The sequence below is a fragment of the Novosphingobium sp. BL-S-33 genome (assembly GCF_056857025.1).
Genome location: NZ_CM166474.1, coordinates 3040804 through 3057516 on the forward strand (window position 1 = coordinate 3040804; position 16713 = coordinate 3057516).

The window sequence follows — 16713 nt, forward strand, 5'->3', positions numbered from 1 at the left end:
AACCTCAATCGAGCAGAAACGCCGCCATAGCCCGGCCCATATCCTTGAACGTCACCGAAGACATGTGATTCCCCGGCGTCTCGACATAGCGCCCGTCCGGCAGTGCCGCCGCCAGATCGACAGCCGCACCGTTATCGTGGTCATCCTTGCCGGAAACACAGAGCGTCGGCATCGAGACCTGCGCGATGGCATCGGCAGGCGTATCATCCACCGACTGAAGCAGCAGCCGGGCCGCCACGCGGTCGATGTTCATGGACTTCATGAAGGCCTGCGCGATGAAAGCCTTGTCCCCGCGCTCGATCGTGCCGAAGCGATCGATGGCATCCACGAAATGCGCCGAGCGCCGCGCCCAGCCCGAAAGGCCAGTGAGCCCCATGCCGCCAAGGATCAACTTACGCGGCGCCAGCCCCGCCAGCACGCCGCGCACCGAAGTCCGCGCGCCCAGCGAAAAGCCGCCAAGGTCGAAGTCCCCAAGGCCAAGCTGCTCCACCGTCGCCTTGAGATCGCGCACCAACACGTCGCCCGGATAGGCATCGGCTTCGTGCGGCGCCCCGCTCTGCCCATGGGCGCGCAAGTCCGGCATGAACACCTCGAACCCGGCATCGGCAAGTATCCGCGCGTTGCCGTACTTGATCCAGTTCACATCCGCGCTGGAAAACAGCCCGTGGAGCAACAGGAGCGGCCGCGCGCCGTGATCGCCCATGACATGCACGGCCAGCCGGGTGCCGGCATAGCCTTCGAGATATTCGGTCTTAGCGTCGCTCACTGCCAATTCGCCTGCTCTACGGGAGGATCGATCACTCGGGCGGTGCCATTCCGGCCGCCTTCCAGCGCTCGATCACATTGGGATTCTCGGCGCTCGTGTAGCCGGGCAAATGCGTCACGTCAGCCCATGCCGGAAGCATCGATTCAGTGGCATAGTTGTGCTCGGGCCGGAACGGCGTGGGATCGTCGAAGCTGCCGACGGTAAGGTCGATATTCGTCGCGCCCTCGCTGAATTCAAATCCCAGCGGCGTGCCGCACTGCGAACAGAACGGCCGCCGCGCGATGGGCGAGGACTGATACCAGTCCGGCTCGGTATGCCAGACCACCTTATCGCGCGGCGGATTGACGAAGGCAGTGGAGACGCCCCCGGTCGCCCGGCGGCACATCTTGCAATGGCACAGATAGGCCGTCTCGGGATCGACTTCGGCGGTGTAGCGGATGCGGCCGCACTGGCAGCCGCCGGTCATCCGCACCGTCATACCGGCGTGGGCGCAATCGGCCGGATGTCCCCGGCAAGGTGCGCCATGAAATCGGCCTTGCCGAACTCCAGCCCCTGCATCCTCAGGATCGCGTAGGCCGTGATCAGGTGGAAATAGAGATTGGGCAGGATCCAGTCGTCCAGATAGCGCTGGCCGGAGAGATCGAGGCACATGCCGATCGGCTCCAGTCGGATGTGCTTCGTCTCCGGCAGTGCCGCAGCCTCAGCCGCCGCTGCCTGTACCTTGGCCAGTACCTCGCGCAGCAACGCCTTCGCATCATGCCAGCCGGTGGGCGGAGTGACGGTGTTCGGCTGCTCCTTGCCCCGGCTCCATGCGAGAAACTGCTCAGCCTGCGTCGCGGTGGCAGCCACTTGCCAGGACAGCGGATGCATGTCGATCGCCAGCCGCGCGGCGGCCAGCGTGTCGAGATTCCTGCCCACCCAAAGCCCCTCGGCCTTGTCGAGCAATGCGGAAAGAGTGTTGAGCCGGCTGGCGATGAGCGCCAGACCGGATGCGGCGTCGGGTTGTTGCATGAAAAGCCTCCCTCGCTTTCAGGAAGCCCCTAGATGGAACCGCCGCGCCGCCGGGACAAGAGTCATGCGGCGGGTGGTCGGCGCCGTATGTAATGGATGGCCAGTGCCGCGATCAGTGCCACCGCCACGACTCCGGCCAGCAAGTGCTCGATCGACCGGATGCGCCCGAAAAGCGTATCGATCGCCTCCCCGCACCAATAGCCGAGCGAAACGAAAATGAACGCCCAGACCAGCGCCGCCACGGCATTCACCGCCACGAACGTCCGTGTCGCCAGCCGCGTGGTGCCGATGGCAACGGGGCTCACCGTGCGCAGGCCGTAAATGAAGCGGAACGCGAAAGTGAAGGTGAGCGGATGGCGTTCGAACGCCGCCAGCGCCCGCGCAAAGGCAGGTCGGGCGTGCATACGGCGAACGAAACCATGATCGCGAAAGCGCCGTCCCAGCTGGAAGAACAGCTGATCGGCAAAGAACGACCCTCCCGCCGCAACCAGCACCGCCGGCCAATAGGGCAACAATCCGCGATGCGCCATGAGCCCGCCCAGGACGGTCATGGTCTCCCCTTCGAAACCCGCGCCGAGGAACAGCCCGACAAGGCCGTATTGGGCAATGATCTGCTCAATCGTCACGGCGCAACCACTCGCACTGCACTCAGACGGGTGCCATCACCCTGCTCGACGATGCGTGAGGTCACTCAATGGCCTTCCCTGTTAGGCGTACCCGAAGGGGCATGCCTGAAGCGTGGCGGAACCGTTCAAGACAAACGCACTATACAGAATTTCGCTGCCATGGGTTCCCCAAAGACCCCCGCGCGTGCGCACAAAAAAGGCCCGCGAAGCATCTGCCTCGCGGACCTTTTTGTCTGTCAGATCAGGCCGTGAAGCCCGCCCGTCACCGGAGCCGAAATCAGCCCTTCTTGAGGTGGCGGCGGCCCAGCAGTTCGGCGATCTGCACCGCGTTCAGGGCAGCGCCCTTGCGCAGGTTGTCCGATACGCACCACAGGGCCAGGCCGTTCTCTACAGTCGGGTCCTCGCGGACGCGGCTGACGTACGTGGCGCTGTCGCCAACGGCTTCGATCGGGGTGACGTAACCACCGTCCTCGCGCTTGTCGACGAGCATGATGCCCGGCGCTTCGCGCAGGATGTCCTGTGCTTCCTCGGCCGAGATTTCGTTCTCGAACTCGATGTTCAGCGATTCCGAGTGGCCCACGAAGACCGGCACGCGCACGCAAGTGGCCTGGATCTTGATCTTGGGATCGAGGATCTTCTTGGTCTCGACGATCATCTTCCACTCTTCCTTGGTGGAACCGTCGTCGAGGAAGACGTCGATATGCGGGATCACGTTGAAGGCGATCTGCTTGGTGAACTTGCGCGGTTCGACCTGATCGCCGACGAAGATCGCGCGGCTCTGTTCGAACAGCTCATCAAGGCCCGCCTTGCCCGCGCCGGAAACCGACTGGTAGGTCGAAACGACGACGCGCTTGATCTTCGCCTTGTCGTGCAGCGGCTTCAGCGCCACCACCATCTGCGCGGTCGAGCAGTTGGGATTGGCGATGATGTTGCGCGCCTTGTAGCCGTCGATGGCGTCCGGGTTCACTTCCGGCACGATCAGCGGCACGTCCGGGTCCATGCGATAGAGCGACGAGTTGTCGATCACCACGCAGCCCGCAGCGGCGGCCTTCGGCGCGTAAATCTTCGTCGGCTCGGAGCCGACGGCGAAGAGCGCAATATCCCAGCCGGTGAAATCGAAGTGCTCGATGTTCTTTACTTTGAGCATTTTGCCGGTTTCGCCGAATTCAATCTCGGTCCCGATCGAACGCGACGAAGCCACCGCTGCGATCTCGTCGCAGGGGAATTCGCGCTCGGCGAGGATGTTGAGCATTTCGCGGCCGACATTTCCGGTCGCGCCGACGACGGCAACCCGGTAACCCATTTCAAGATCCTTCATGCAAATCCCCGCACGGCAAGGACGCGGCGCGGGAAGCGGCCCGTTACAGGCACAGCGCGGGGATGGCAAGAGACTGCGCAAACCGCTTGCGCAAGGAAATCGAAATTCGACCGAAAATTACGGCGTGCCGCCCGTAAAGGAAATGGAACGCCAGTCGGATGGGGAAGAGCAAACCGGACACCCGCCCGCTCAGGCTGAGCGTGTCGAAGCCTTTGAGGGCGTGGCGCGAGCTTCCCATCCTTCGACAAGCTCAGGATGAGCGGTGTGGGGGGCGAGACAGTAGCTTACCCTTTCAAAGCCGCCGTCATCGCGCTGATGGGGGAAACCCAAAGAGTGCCCCCGCCATCGCCGGCACAATAGCCTGTTCACCGGTCCCGATCAGGCCGACGGATCAAATCCTACGCCTTCCACTCCCGCTCAGGCTGAGCCTGTCGAAGCCCCCGCGCGCGTGGTGCAAGGCTCGCATCCTTCGACAAGTTCAGCCTGAGCAGGAGTGAGGCCGGGTTCGGTAGTTGCCATTCAAAATAGCCGCCATCCCGATACAAAAAAGGCGCCGGATCGACCGGCGCCCTTCTCGTTTCGGTTATGCCGACCGCCTCAGTGCGCGGTGGCGGAGGGGGCCGGTGTCTGCGGCGGAGCGGCGGCCAGTTCGTCGGCCTCGGTCCACTCGATCGCGGTGAGCGGCTCGACGAGCGCCTTGGCCAGCACTTCGTCGACATGGCTGACCGGAATGATCTCCAGCCCCTGCTTCACATTCTCGGGGATCTCGGCGAGGTCCTTGCGGTTCTCTTCCGGGATCAGCACCGTGGTGATGCCACCGCGCAGAGCGGCCAGCAGCTTCTCCTTGAGCCCGCCGATCGGCAGCACGCGGCCGCGCAGGGTGACTTCGCCGGTCATGGCGATGTCCTTGCGCACCGGCACGCCGGAGAGCGTCGAGACGATCGAGGTGACCATGCCGATACCGGCCGAGGGGCCATCCTTGGGCACCGCGCCTTCGGGCAGGTGAATGTGGATGTCCTTCTTGTTGAAGATCGACGGCTTGATCCCGTAAGCGGGCGAGCGCGCACGCACGAAGCTGAAGGCGGTCTGGATCGACTCGTTCATCACTTCGCCAAGCTTGCCGGTCGCCTTGATCGCGCCCTTGCCCGGCACAGTCACGCTTTCGATCGTCAGCAGTTCGCCGCCCACTTCGGTCCAGGCGAGGCCGGTGACGGCACCCACCTGATGCTCTTCCTCGCCCACGCCGTGGCGGAACTTCCGCACACCCGCGAAATCGGCAAGGTTTTCCGGCGTAATGACCACACCCTTCGTCTTGCCTTCAAGGATCTGGCGCAGCGACTTGCGCGCAAGCCTTGCAATCTCGCGCTCCAGCGTACGCACGCCCGCCTCGCGGGTGTAGTAGCGGATGAGATCGCGCAGACCATCCTGCGTGAGCGTAAACTCGCCCTTCTTGAGGCCATGCGCCTCCACCTGCTTGCGGATCAGGTGGCGCTCGGCGATTTCGACCTTCTCGTCCTCGGTGTAACCCTCAAGACGGATGATCTCCATGCGGTCGAGCAGCGGCTGCGGCAGATTGAGGCTGTTCGCGGTGCAGACGAACATCACGTCCGACAGATCGATATCGAGTTCGAGGTAGTGATCCTGGAACTTCGCGTTCTGTTCGGGATCGAGTACTTCGAGCAGGGCCGAGGCCGGATCGCCGCGGAAATCCTGACCCAGCTTGTCGATCTCGTCGAGCAGGAACAGCGGGTTCGACTTGCCGGCCTTGCGCAGGTTGGTCACGATCTTGCCCGGCAGTGAGCCGATGTAGGTGCGGCGGTGGCCGCGAATCTCGGCCTCGTCGCGCACGCCGCCCAGCGACTGGCGGATGAACTCGCGCCCCGTAGCCTTGGCGATCGACTTGCCCAGCGAGGTCTTGCCGACGCCCGGCGGGCCGACGAGGCACAGAATCGGCCCCTTCAGCTTGTTGGTGCGCGCCTGCACGGCCAGATACTCGACAATGCGGTCCTTGACCTTGTCGAGCGCGTAGTGATCGGCATCGAGAACGCCCTGCGCCTCGGAAATGTCGCGCTTGAGCTTGCTCTTCTTGCCCCAGGGCAGGCCCAGCAGCACATCGAGGTAATTGCGGATGACCGTGGCTTCGGCGCTCATCGGCTGCATCGACTTGAGCTTCTTCAGCTCCGCCGTGGCCTTTCCACGCGCTTCCTTGGTCAGGCGCGTCTTCTCGATCTTGTCCTGAAGTTCCTGAATCTCGTTGGCTTCTTCACCGTCGCCGCCGCCGAGTTCGGACTGGATCGCCTTCAGCTGCTCATTCAGGTAATATTCGCGTTGGGTCTTCTCCATCTGCCGCTTCACGCGGCCACGGATCTTGCGCTCCACCTGAAGGACGCCAAGTTCGCCTTCCATGAAGGAATAGACCATCTCCAGCCGCTTGAGCGGATCGGGCTCGGAGAGCACGGCCTGCTTGTCCGCGACTTTGGCGGAAAGCTGCGCGGCCACGGTATCGGCCAGGCGGGCGGCATCCTCGATGTCACCCAGCTGTTCGCCCGCGTCCTGCGAGAGCTTCTTGTTGAGCTTGGCATATTCGCCGAACTGTTCGACCACCGAGCGCATCATCGCGGCAACTTCGGTGCTCTCGGAACCTTCGACGGTGTCCGCATCGATCCGCTCGACGTCGGCCACCAGCATTTCGCCCTCGGCGCCCTGCTCGGCCTGAAGGCCGGTCAGGCGCGCACGCTCCTGCCCTTCCACCAGCACGCGGACGGTACCGTCAGGCAGCTTGAGAAGTTGCAGGACGCTGGCGATCACGCCGGTGTCATAAAGATCGTCACGCTCGGGATCGTCGCAGCTGGGATCGAGCTGGGCGAGAAGGAAGATGTCCTTTTCACCCGCCATCGCCGCCTCAAGTGCAGCAACGGATTTTTCGCGGCCGACGAAGAGAGGCACGACCATGCCGGGAAACACGACGATATCGCGCAAGGGCAGCAACGGAAGCAGGTTCAAAGGCATATCCAATTCTATACGTGCCGAAGCCCATTCGGACGCCGGCCATTGGCGATAGATATGGTGTCAATCAGGCAGCACGCAATGCAATAGCCGCGAAAGACTGTGGAAGCGCTTGCCGTTCGCCTCCACGGTAATCCTTATTGCCGGTGTAGAATATCCGCAACTGAGGCGCATTCGGCACACCGGGGTCATCCGTTCCGGAAATGGGACGGATCGGCCGTAGATAAGCGGTTTCGGGCCCGGCGAGCGGCCAAAAACGGCAAACCGCCCCCGGTTCGGCCCATGAATTCGGTGAATCCATGGTCCGCACCGAGGGCGGCGAAAAGGCCCGTCCCGGATTTCCCCAGACACCCATCGGCGTCAGAAAAATCTGTCACAAATCGGCCTCAAAACAGAAAGAATCAGAACGGCATCTTGAAGCCCGGTGGCAGACCCATGCCCTGCTGGGCCTTGGCCAGTTCCTCACCGGCGACCGAGTCCGCCTTGACGCGCGCGTCGTTGTAGGCAGCGACCACGAGGTCTTCGAGGATCTGCTTCTCATCCAGCTGCATCAGGCTGTCATCAATCGACACGGCGATGACGCGGCCCTTGGCCGAGCAGCGGATCTTGACGAGCCCGCCGCCCGAAAGCCCTTCGACTTCGAGCGAGTCCAGCTTGGCCTGGGTCTCGTTCATCTGCTTCTGGATGGTCTCGGCGGCCTGCTGCGCCGCCTGGATCATCTCTTCCATCGACTTCATTTCAACGTCTCCAATTGCGGGCACCGCCGCCAACGGCAAGCGGGCTTTCATCCTCGATCACTTTGGCATCCGGGAAAGCGGCCTTGGCGGCCAGTACCAGCGGGTGCTGGTTGACCTCGTCACTTTCCGCGATTTTCTTCGCTTCGGCCAGTTCGACCAGCGTCGGCGCGCCGTCCTCGCTGACCTTGTGGACTTCCCAGCGCTCGCCGGTCGCCTTGGCAAGGCCAGCACGCACAAGTGCGGTAATGTCCTCGCTGAAGCCCGGCGGCTGGCAATAGCGCAGCAGCCCCGGCCGCAGCTCAACCACGCGCACTTGCATGCGCATGGTGTTGGCGGTGGAAAGCTCGCCCGCATGCTCGACGTCGTCGGCCAGTTCTTCCCAGCGCTTCGCCAGCATTTCCGGCGATACCGTGGCGGCAGGCGCCGCTCCGGCGGGGGCGCCCGGACCTTCGGCAACCGGCGCGGCAGCGACAGGCGCGCGCGCGGCAAGGTCTTCCAGCTTCTTCACCAGCGAGCCCGGATCGGGCATGTCGGCCGCATGCATGATCCGCAGCAGCGCCATTTGCGCGGCGACCAGCGGATCGGGGGCGGACTTCACTTCCTCATGCCCCTTGAGCAGGAGCTGCCAGAGGCGATGGACCTGACCGGGCTTGAGCGCCTTGGCCCAGCTTTCGATCGCTTCGCGCTCCTCGGCGGAATGGACATCGTGCGCGCTGCCGGCGACTTGCGCCACGGCGATCCGGTGGCCCAGTTCCATCAGCCCGCGCAGGATCGCGATCGGCTCGACGCCCAGCGCGAACTGGTGCGCGACCAGGTCCAGCAGATCGGCGCCCTTGCCATCGAGAATCGCCGCGATCAGCTTGCGCTGGACGCTCTTGTCGGAAAGGCCGAGCATGTCGCGCACCTTGTCGGCACGGACCTGGCCTTCGCCATCCAGATCGGCATGGGCAATCGCCTGATCGAGAATCGACAAGCCGTCACGCACGGACCCTTCGGCGGCAGCGGCGACCATGGCCAGCGCCTCGCCCTCGGCCTCGACACCTTCGAGGCCACAGACCTTCGCGAAGTGATCGGCCAGCATCGGCGCGGGAATACGGCGCAAGTCGAAGCGCTGGCAGCGCGAGAGCACCGTGACCGGCAGCTTGTCCACTTCGGTTGTCGCGAAGAGGAACTTCACATGTGCGGGTGGTTCTTCAAGAGTCTTCAGCAAGGCATTGAATGCATTGCGAGACAGCATGTGGACTTCGTCGATGATGTAGATCTTGTAGCGCGCCGAAACGGCAGCGTAGCGCACGGCCTCGATGATCTCGCGCACGTCATCCACGCCGGTATGCGAGGCCGCGTCCATCTCGATCACGTCGATATGGCGGCCTTCGGCAATAGCGCGGCACGGCTCGCACTGGCCGCAGGGATCGATGGTCGGGCCGCCCTGCCCGTCCGGACCGATGCAGTTGAGCGCCTTGGCAATCAGGCGCGCGGTCGATGTCTTGCCCACACCGCGTACGCCGGTCATCAGGAAGGCATGGGCCAGCCGGTCGCGCTTGATCGCGTTGGCCAGGGTCTGGACCATCGCTTCCTGGCCGATCAGCTCGCCGAAGCTCTGCGGACGGTACTTGCGCGCCAGCACGCGATAGGGCTGCGCGGGCGTGCCGACAGGTGCCGGTGCTTTCGGGGCGGCTGGAATTGCAGGTGCAGGTGCAGGTGCAGGTGCAGGCGCCGCGACCTCAGCCTCCGGTTCAGCCACAGGTTCCGGCTCCGAAGCAGGTTCGGCTTCCGGCTCCGTTGCAGCAGGCTCGGGCGCCGGTTCGGGATCACCGAACATCGACACCTGCCCGGCGGCTTCCATTTCCGCCGAGGTCGGTGCGGCCTCTTCCTCGTCCCCGTCATTCCAGGGCGGGCTATCGCCGAACATGTCGCGTGAATCGTCCATCGTCTGCCAAACTAGGGGTTGGGGCCGCGAATGTCAGGAGGAAAGCGATTTGCTCCACAGCCGTGCGTGAAATGATACCGGCAGGAACGGTGTCCTGCGGCCTGAGAGGCCAGTTTGAGGTATCATCACGATGTTGGCTGAAGGAGCCGGGCGACCCGTCGCAATCCGTTGTGGCTGCTTCCTTCCGGACCTGACCAGATTGGCGAACGCAAACGTCCACCCGACTCCCGGGCGGGCATATGGCGGCGCGCTTCGGGTTTGTCCAGCCCCTGCGGCACTTGTTCCGGCCGAAATTCCAAAGCCGGAACGGCAACGGCCCGCGCCCCCTTGATGTGGGAACGCGGGCCGTTTGCTGCGAAAAAACGCGCCGGAGCGCGATGGATCAGCGGAAGTTGTCGGCGTAAGCCTGAATCTTGAGACGGCGCGGCGGAGTTACATGGACCTCTGCCTCGATGCCGTAGCGCTCTGCATAGGCCTTGGCCGCCTCCACGTCCGGGAACGTCAGGCTGACCTGCTGCTGCGTGTCGCCCGAACCGGCCCAGCCCATCAGGGGATCGGGCTTCTTGGCCTCGGCGGCGGCGAATTCGAGAACCCACTGGTCAAGCAGTGCCTTGCCGGACTGCATGGCGTTCTTCGGGCGCTGATAGATGCGTGCACTCATGGGCAAGCGCTTTGCCGTCGAATCGGGGCGAGAATCAAGCGCAAATCATTTGCCCCGCGATGCTTCGAACGCATTTCGCGTCTTCAGGCTGGGATCCTCGTTCCACGGCTCGTCCGGCCAGCGGTGCCGGGGATAGCGCCCTTTCATGTCCCGCTGCACATCGCGCCACGATCCGCGCCAGAATCCCGGCAGGTCGCGCGTGGTCTGGATCGGGCGCCCGGCGGGCGACGTCAGCTTGAGCAGAAGCGGCAGCGGCGGCTGGCCGAACGTGGGATGGCGGTCGAGCCCGAACAGCGCCTGCACGCGAATCTCGACGCTGGGCCCACCCTCGTCCTCATAGTCAATGGCATGGCTGGTGCCCGCGGGGCTGCGGAATTCCGGCGGCGCCAGTTTCTCCAGCTTTTGCTGGTCGTCCCAGTTGAGCCGGTTTCGCAAGGCATCGGCAAGCGCGCCCTTGTCCACCGCGTCGAGCCTGCGGCCGAGAAGCGGGCCAAGCCAGTCGTCGAGATCGGCCAGCAGCGCAGCCTCCGACAGCGGCTCGATCCCCGCATAGCGCGCGCGCCGCAGCAAGGCGTGAGCGCCCTTGCCGAAGGGCACGAGATCGAGCCCCTTCTCGCGCACGCGTTCGAGCAGGAATGCAAAAATCGCGGCGGGATCGGGGGCCGGGTCGGGGCCGGATGCTAACGTGATTGCCCCGATTCGGCGCTCCAGCCGCGCTTCCACGCGCCCTTCCGATTCGTTCCAGCGCAGCACCGAGCGGCGCTCGATCCGTTCAGAGAGCCATTGCTCGACTTCGGCAGGCTCCAGCGTCGCGCCCGACAGGATTCGCGCGCCCCGCGCCTGCCCTTGTGCATCGCCGATCACCATCCATTCGCGCGTGGCGAGCGGCGAGGCGGGATCCAGCACGTAGCCCCTGCCCCCCGCCGATAGCCAGTTCTCTCCGCTGGCATCGCGGCGCCGGGCCAGCATGTCCGGTCGCCCGAGCGCGAGCAGGACACCGGGGGGCACGTCCTGACCCTGTCCGCCCTCGGCCACCAACGAGCGCGCACGGCGGGCCCAGCCCGACGCCAGCTTGCGCGAGGCTTCAGCACGCGGCGCACGATCCCCGTTCCAGCGAGACAGGCGTTGCGCCAGATCCTCGCTGCGGCCGCCCAGCCCGCGTTCCTGCAACAGCAGCGCCAGCTTCGCGGCCGTGCCTCCGGCGCCCAGTTCGGTAGCGCGCAGAATCATCGCCGCCTGCGCCGGGTCCATCGGCAGGCTGGCAACCTTGCGCCCGAAATCGGTGATCCGCCCTTCCCCATCCAGCGCGCCGAGCGATTCGAGTTGCCGCTGCGCGGCATCCAGCGACGGCGCGGGCGGCAGGTCCAGCCAGGCCATCGCCGCCGGATCTCCCGCGCCCCACTGCGCCAGCGAGAGGGTCAGCGGGGCCAGATCACTGGTGAGCATTTCGGGCGCATCGAACTCCGGCCGTCCCGCATGGGCGGCCTCTTCCCACAGCCGATAGGCCACGCCGGGTCCTTGCCGCGCCGCACGGCCCGAACGCTGCGCGGCCGAGGCGCGGCTGGCACGGTGAGTCGCGAGCCGGGTGACGCCCGCCGCCTTGTCGAACTCCGCCCGGCGCGAGAGGCCGCTGTCAACGACGACGGAAACGCCGTCGAGCGTCAGCGACGTCTCCGCGATCGCCGTGGCCAGCACGATTCGGCGGCGGCCCTCACCGTCACGGCGGATCGCGGTCCGCTGGGCGGCGGGCTCGCACTGGCCGTGGAGCGGCAGGATCGGGACGTTCGGCAATCGCTCCGTCAGCCGCTCGGCCACGCGCTCGATCTCGCGGACGCCGGGAAGGAAGGCGAGGATATCGCCCTCCTGCTCGCGCCAGGCAGCAAGAATGGCCGAAGTCATCGCCTCCTCGATACGCAAGGCGGGCGACGCACCAAGCCAGCGGAAGGCCAGCGGCCAGGCCTTGCCCTCGCTTTCGATCACCGGCGTTTCGGGCCCCAGCAAGCGTGCGAACCGCGCGCCGTCGATGGTGGCTGACATGACGACGATCCGCAGGTCTTCGCGCAAAACTTCGCCTGCCTCGATGGCGAGCGCGAGGCCAAGATCGCTGTCGAGATGGCGCTCGTGCGCTTCATCGAACAGCACCGCCGATACGCCGGGAAGCTCGGGATCGGAGAGGATCGTGGCAACGAAGATCGCCTCCGTCATCACCACTACCCGTGTGCGTGCGGAGCGCTTGACATCAAGGCGGGTGACATAACCGATGGTCTCACCGGCCTGCTCGCCAAGCTGCGCGGCCATGCGCTCGGCGGCGGCGCGGGCCGCCACACGGCGCGGCGAAAGCAGGATCACGGTGCCCGTGCACCACGGCTCAGCCAACAGCGCAGGAGCCAGCGCGGTCGTTTTGCCCGCACCGGGCGGCGCGATCAGGACGGCGCGGGGCCCGGCACGCAAGGCGGCCAGCAGTTCGGGTAGCACGGCATGGATCGGGAGTTCGCTCACGCGTGCTTCCTTAGAAGCCAATCGAACGGTTCGCCAGACCGCTACCATTACGGGTAAATGCAACCATTTTGGAGCGGGTTCGTCCGGCCATCCACTCTTCCTCAACGATTGATAGCTAACTGTGGCTGTCGGAGCCGATGACTTTGCAACACCCCGATCATACCCCCAACCTGACCTATAGAGCCGGTCAACATCCCTTGCCGGTGGCGCAATACTTGCGCCTGCGCGAACGCGTGCCGCCGCTTTACGGGCTCCTTTCGGTCAATGCCGCGATCCTGGCCTTTACGCATCGGGCGCTGGCGCCGGGCTATCTGACGCTGACGGTTCCCGCGATTCTCGTCGCCGCCTGCCTGATGCGCATGCTCGTGTGGCTGCGCCCCACCACATCGGCGGACTTCGATCCGGACGTGGCCGAATATCGGATGCGGCGCACCACCTGGCTTGCCGTGGTGATTGCAGTGACATTCGTCGGCTGGGCGCTTGTGCTGGACCAGTACGGCGGGCCTTACGAGCATGGCCATGTCGCCATCTACATCGCGGTAACGGTGCTGGGCTGCGTCTTCTGCCTGACGTTCCTTCCCAACGCGGCCCTGCTGATCTGCACGCTCGTGTTGGGGATCTTCCTTGCCTACAGCCTCATCATGGGGCCGCTGGTGCGGATAGCTATCGCCGTGAACATCACACTGGTCGCCACGGTGATCCTGAAGATCCTGCGCGATACTTACGATTCCTTCGTCGCTCTCGAAACCACGCAGCACGCGCTCACCAGCGAACGGCGGCAGGCGCAAGTGCTGGGCGCAGAGAACGCGCGCCTGGCCGAAACCGATGCCCTGACCGGGCTGCCCAATCGCAGGCGCTTCTTCAGCCATCTTGAAGCCATGCTGGCCGATCCCGATAGCGCCGAGGGGTTTTCCGTCGGCCTGATCGATCTCGACCGCTTCAAGCCGGTCAACGATACCTACGGCCACGCCCAGGGCGACCGCCTGTTGCAAGTGCTCGGCCAGCGCATGATCGCCGATTGCCCCGAAAATGTGGTCATTGCCCGCCTCGGCGGCGATGAGTTCGGAATCATCGTCAAAGGCTCGCCCGAGGAAGCCGAGGCGATTGCCCAGAAGCTCTGCACCGAAATCCGACGTCCGGCGCGGGTCGGTGACCTTGTCGTGGCGGTTGGCTGTTCGGCCGGCCTTGCCGACTTCCCCGGCAGCGGCCGCAGCGCCGATGCTCTATTCGACCGTGCGGACTTCGCGCTCTATCACGCCAAGAACGAAAAGCGCGGCCAGTGCGTGCGCTTTTCCAGCGAACTCGAAGGCATGATCCGCACCGAGCAGGCGCTCGACGCGGCGCTGCAAACGGCCGACCTAGCGCGCGAGCTTTCGGTGGTGTTCCAGCCGATCGTCGCCACCGAAAATCGCATGCCGATGGGCGTGGAATGCCTCGCCCGCTGGACTTCGCCCTCGCTCGGCGCCGTGCCTCCGGAAATGCTGATCGCGTCGGCGGAGCGCATCGGCCGCGCCCGCGAAGTCACGCTGGCGCTGTTCACGCAGGCCTTGGCCGCGCTCGTCCGCCTGCCCGAGGCCATGCACATGTGCTTCAATCTCTCGGGCCACGACATTGCCGATGCCGAGACCGTGGCCGCGCTGATCGCCTTGATCGAGCGATCAGGTGGTGCGCCCTCGCGGCTGATCTTCGAGATCACTGAAACCTCGCTGATTGCCAAGTTCGACAGCGCCAGCGATGCGCTGGAAGGCCTGCGCGAAACCGGCGCGCGTATCGCACTGGACGATTTCGGAACCGGCTATTCAAGCCTCTCCGCGCTGCACCAGCTTCCGCTGGACATGGTCAAGATCGATCGCAGCTTCGCCCCTCGCCTTGACGAGACGCGCGGCCGCCGCCTGATCGCGGCCATCCGCAACCTCGCCCGCTCGCTCTCGCTGGACTGCGTGATCGAGGGTATCGAGACCGAGGAGCAGATGCTGAGCGCCCGCATCGCCGGCTTCACGCTGGCGCAGGGCTATCATCTGGGCATGCCGATGCGGCTGGAGGATCTGATCGAACGCCTCGGCACCGAGCGGAAGAGCGCGTTCAGCGTCGCCTGAGCGCCCGGTAACGCCGGGCGGCTCAGGACGATATGCCCCGCTCGCTGTAAGTGATGCGGATCCTTACCCAGCTGCCGATCTGCGCCTTGCCGTTGATGCGCGGCGGCTGAACCTCGAACTGCCAGGCGGCATTGAGCACCGCGCGCCCGAAGCCCGATCCACGCGGCGATTCGGCCAGGATCTGGCAATTGTCGACCTTGTAGTGGGGCTGCGTCTGGCAGGCGATCTCGCCCCATCCACTGGTCGGGCGATGGTCCGGCAGGTAACCCGCAAGCTGGGCATCGGTCGGTTCGTGGAACCACGCGGCATTGTAGAGCACCATGCCGCCCGGGCCTTCGCCGGGGCCGTAAGTGCCGCCGGAACCGCCCGGAGCCTGATCGCCCGAAGCCGACGACTCGCCCTTCATCTTGCCGATGTCCGCCGCCGCGAAATCGTTGCTCGACATACGCAGGAACGTGAAAGCCTGCTTTTTCGCGGCCGCAGGCTGCTCGACAGGCTTCTCCGTCACGACCGGAACCGAGGTTTTGTGCTCGGTATGCTTTTCCTGCTTCTGCTTTTGCTTCTGCGGCTCGCTGCCGCCCTTTTCACGCTCATGGTTGACGACGTCGAACGTGGTCAGCGCAGCGGTTTTCTTCACCAGAGCCGGGACAAATCCCGTCTGGGTGATCGCAAGCAAGAGCGCGAGCACCAATATGGCTGCCGAAAGCAGCGAGGAGACTAAGCGCTGGCGCGGCGACCCGGGCTGATAACCCGTGGCAGCCAGCTCGGAATCAAGGGGCATAACGGGGTCTGGATAGACGCGCCAAAGGTGCGCGGCAATTGCAGGTTTATTGCCGATTCATTGCAGCATTGAAGTGTTGCCCGAATGGCGCAGGGTGGCTTCCTGGCCTCACCTCACGCCGGAGCTTGGTGGCTAACCGCTGATGCCCAGAAAACGGAAGGGAGCGTGTTCCGCGAAGTCGCCTGACACCTCACCCGAGAACGTGTGATCCTGGTTCGGTCCGAGATCGAGCGTCTTCACTTTCCCGCTCTCCTTCGAGAAATCGATCTTCTTGAGATCGACCCAGAATGTGTTGGGCGTCAGCGCGGATTCGAAGAAATAAAGCTGCCGCTTGTGGTCGAACACGGTGCGCCAGCGGGTGGAGGAAATGTTCGGCTCCTCCGGCGTGTTGATGCCGTAAGGCACCGAGGCATTGCGAATCACGCTGAACACCGAGGCAAGCGCCTTGTTCGGGTCTTCAGCCTTGGGAATCGCATTTATGTAGAACGAGGCGCGGGCAAAACGATCGGCGGCGCGATTGGTACCCGGCAGCATGACGGTGCCGCCGATGTCCTTCCAATAGGCATTGAGCGCGAGTTGGTGCTCGAAAATCGGTGAATTGGTCATCACCTGATAGGCGCGCGAATGGTGGATGACCTGCTTGCCGTCGATATATTCGATGATCGCGCTATCCCCCGTCGCGTCCGAAAGCGAGAGGTGCACGGTGGTCAGCCGATCCTCGCCCGGGACATTGTCGGTGACGATCGTGAACGGCTCTTTCTGAAGCGCGGTCACCGCCTCATCCACTGTCGCGAAGTTGTCGAGCATGTACTGGGCCCAGGCGGCGATGGTCAGGCCGGGTTTGCTCTTGGCGTCGAAGTGCGGATATTCGGATTCGGCGAGCCAGAGCAGGTTCGCTTCAAGCCCCTTCTCGTTGACGCCGTCGGTGGTCGAGACGTCGTAGCCGCTGACGATCACGCTGCCGTATTTCGAGGTCCACTTGATCGAATTGGGTCCAGCCTCGCCACTGCGCGCTATTCCGCGCGGCAGGATCCACATGTTGGAGAGGATGTCGCTCTTCCAGTCCATCGAGCGGGCGGTGATGATATTGTTATCCGGCCCGAGGTAGACGGCGCGGGTACAAGCATCGGCGGCCATGCCGGCCATGAGTAGCGCCGGCAGTGCCAGCATGCGGGCAGAGCGCACGAATCCGGTCGTCAGGAAGGGCATAGGGGGCTCCTCTTCGCGAAATCGGGGGAACGGAAGATATCGAAGCGCAAGTCGGAGAGCGCGGGCCATGGCT

Annotated in this window: 13 protein-coding genes and 1 other RNA gene; 1 reads left to right on the forward strand and 13 read right to left on the reverse strand. The window is 64.6% G+C overall.

Going from position 1 to position 16713, the window contains the following annotated elements:
* Positions 1-4: 4 nt before the first annotated feature.
* The 11 genes from AC1VVM_RS14130 to hrpB all read right to left on the reverse strand — a co-directional run bounded on the left by AC1VVM_RS14130 (position 5) and on the right by hrpB (position 12554).
* Complete coding sequence (locus tag AC1VVM_RS14130; RefSeq protein ID WP_482955244.1) at positions 5-766, reverse strand: alpha/beta fold hydrolase; 762 nt, start codon at positions 764-766, stop codon at positions 5-7.
* 31 nt (positions 767-797) lie between these two features.
* Entirely contained in the window at positions 798-1244 is a 447-nt protein-coding gene (locus AC1VVM_RS14135; protein WP_482955245.1) for a GFA family protein, read from the reverse strand.
* On the reverse strand, positions 1241-1777 hold the full coding sequence (locus AC1VVM_RS14140) for a DUF1993 family protein (protein WP_482955246.1): 537 nt from the start codon (positions 1775-1777) through the stop codon (positions 1241-1243). Before AC1VVM_RS14140 ends, AC1VVM_RS14135 begins: the two co-directional genes overlap by 4 nt.
* Positions 1778-1839: 62 nt before the next feature.
* Positions 1840-2403: a DedA family protein gene (locus tag AC1VVM_RS14145; RefSeq protein WP_482904434.1), complete on the reverse strand. Its 564-nt coding sequence runs from the start codon at positions 2401-2403 to the stop codon at positions 1840-1842.
* Between the two features lie 277 nt (positions 2404-2680).
* Positions 2681-3706: an aspartate-semialdehyde dehydrogenase gene (locus AC1VVM_RS14150; RefSeq protein WP_132385817.1), complete on the reverse strand. Its 1026-nt coding sequence runs from the start codon at positions 3704-3706 to the stop codon at positions 2681-2683.
* Between the two features lie 612 nt (positions 3707-4318).
* Positions 4319-6730 carry an endopeptidase La gene (gene lon / locus AC1VVM_RS14155; RefSeq protein ID WP_482955247.1) on the reverse strand — a complete coding sequence of 804 codons (2412 nt, stop codon included), beginning with the start codon at positions 6728-6730 and terminating at the stop codon, positions 4319-4321.
* Between the two features lie 398 nt (positions 6731-7128).
* Complete coding sequence (locus AC1VVM_RS14160; RefSeq protein ID WP_132385674.1) at positions 7129-7464, reverse strand: YbaB/EbfC family nucleoid-associated protein; 336 nt, start codon at positions 7462-7464, stop codon at positions 7129-7131.
* 1 nt (position 7465) lies between these two features.
* Complete coding sequence (locus AC1VVM_RS14165) at positions 7466-9394, reverse strand: DNA polymerase III subunit gamma/tau (RefSeq protein WP_482955248.1); 1929 nt, start codon at positions 9392-9394, stop codon at positions 7466-7468.
* Between the two features lie 136 nt (positions 9395-9530).
* Positions 9531-9625: signal recognition particle sRNA small type (ffs, locus tag AC1VVM_RS14170), an RNA gene on the reverse strand.
* A 151-nt stretch (positions 9626-9776) separates the two neighbouring features.
* Positions 9777-10055: an ETC complex I subunit gene (locus AC1VVM_RS14175; RefSeq protein ID WP_132385676.1), complete on the reverse strand. Its 279-nt coding sequence runs from the start codon at positions 10053-10055 to the stop codon at positions 9777-9779.
* 45 nt (positions 10056-10100) lie between these two features.
* Positions 10101-12554, reverse strand: a complete 2454-nt coding sequence (hrpB, locus tag AC1VVM_RS14180; RefSeq protein WP_482955249.1) for an ATP-dependent helicase HrpB — start codon at positions 12552-12554, stop codon at positions 10101-10103.
* A 137-nt stretch (positions 12555-12691) separates the two neighbouring features.
* Between hrpB and AC1VVM_RS14185 the strand changes: the two genes are divergently transcribed.
* Positions 12692-14650, forward strand: a complete 1959-nt coding sequence (locus AC1VVM_RS14185; RefSeq protein ID WP_482955250.1) for a putative bifunctional diguanylate cyclase/phosphodiesterase — start codon at positions 12692-12694, stop codon at positions 14648-14650.
* Between the two features lie 22 nt (positions 14651-14672).
* On the opposite strand, the gene AC1VVM_RS14190 is transcribed toward AC1VVM_RS14185, so the two are convergent.
* Entirely contained in the window at positions 14673-15431 is a 759-nt protein-coding gene (locus tag AC1VVM_RS14190; RefSeq protein WP_132385678.1) for an energy transducer TonB, read from the reverse strand.
* A gap of 132 nt (positions 15432-15563) precedes the next feature.
* Positions 15564-16640 carry a linear amide C-N hydrolase gene (locus tag AC1VVM_RS14195; protein ID WP_482955251.1) on the reverse strand — a complete coding sequence of 359 codons (1077 nt, stop codon included), beginning with the start codon at positions 16638-16640 and terminating at the stop codon, positions 15564-15566.
* Positions 16641-16713: the final 73 nt, after the last annotated feature.

Excerpts from the sequence above, each read along its gene's own strand:
- AC1VVM_RS14140 (WP_482955246.1), bottom strand. The coding sequence starts at position 1,777 with ATGCAACAACCCGACGCCGCATCCGGTCTGGCGCTCATCGCCAGCCGG.
- AC1VVM_RS14165 (WP_482955248.1), bottom strand. The coding sequence starts at position 9,394 with ATGGACGATTCACGCGACATGTTCGGCGATAGCCCGCCCTGGAATGAC.
- AC1VVM_RS14150 (WP_132385817.1), bottom strand. The coding sequence starts at position 3,706 with ATGGGTTACCGGGTTGCCGTCGTCGGCGCGACCGGAAATGTCGGCCGC.
- AC1VVM_RS14195 (WP_482955251.1), bottom strand. The coding sequence starts at position 16,640 with ATGCCCTTCCTGACGACCGGATTCGTGCGCTCTGCCCGCATGCTGGCA.
- AC1VVM_RS14185 (WP_482955250.1), top strand. The coding sequence starts at position 12,692 with ATGACTTTGCAACACCCCGATCATACCCCCAACCTGACCTATAGAGCC.
- lon (WP_482955247.1), bottom strand. The coding sequence starts at position 6,730 with ATGCCTTTGAACCTGCTTCCGTTGCTGCCCTTGCGCGATATCGTCGTG.
- AC1VVM_RS14160 (WP_132385674.1), bottom strand. The coding sequence starts at position 7,464 with ATGAAGTCGATGGAAGAGATGATCCAGGCGGCGCAGCAGGCCGCCGAG.
- AC1VVM_RS14135 (WP_482955245.1), bottom strand. The coding sequence starts at position 1,244 with ATGACGGTGCGGATGACCGGCGGCTGCCAGTGCGGCCGCATCCGCTAC.
- AC1VVM_RS14190 (WP_132385678.1), bottom strand. The coding sequence starts at position 15,431 with ATGCCCCTTGATTCCGAGCTGGCTGCCACGGGTTATCAGCCCGGGTCG.
- AC1VVM_RS14175 (WP_132385676.1), bottom strand. The coding sequence starts at position 10,055 with ATGAGTGCACGCATCTATCAGCGCCCGAAGAACGCCATGCAGTCCGGC.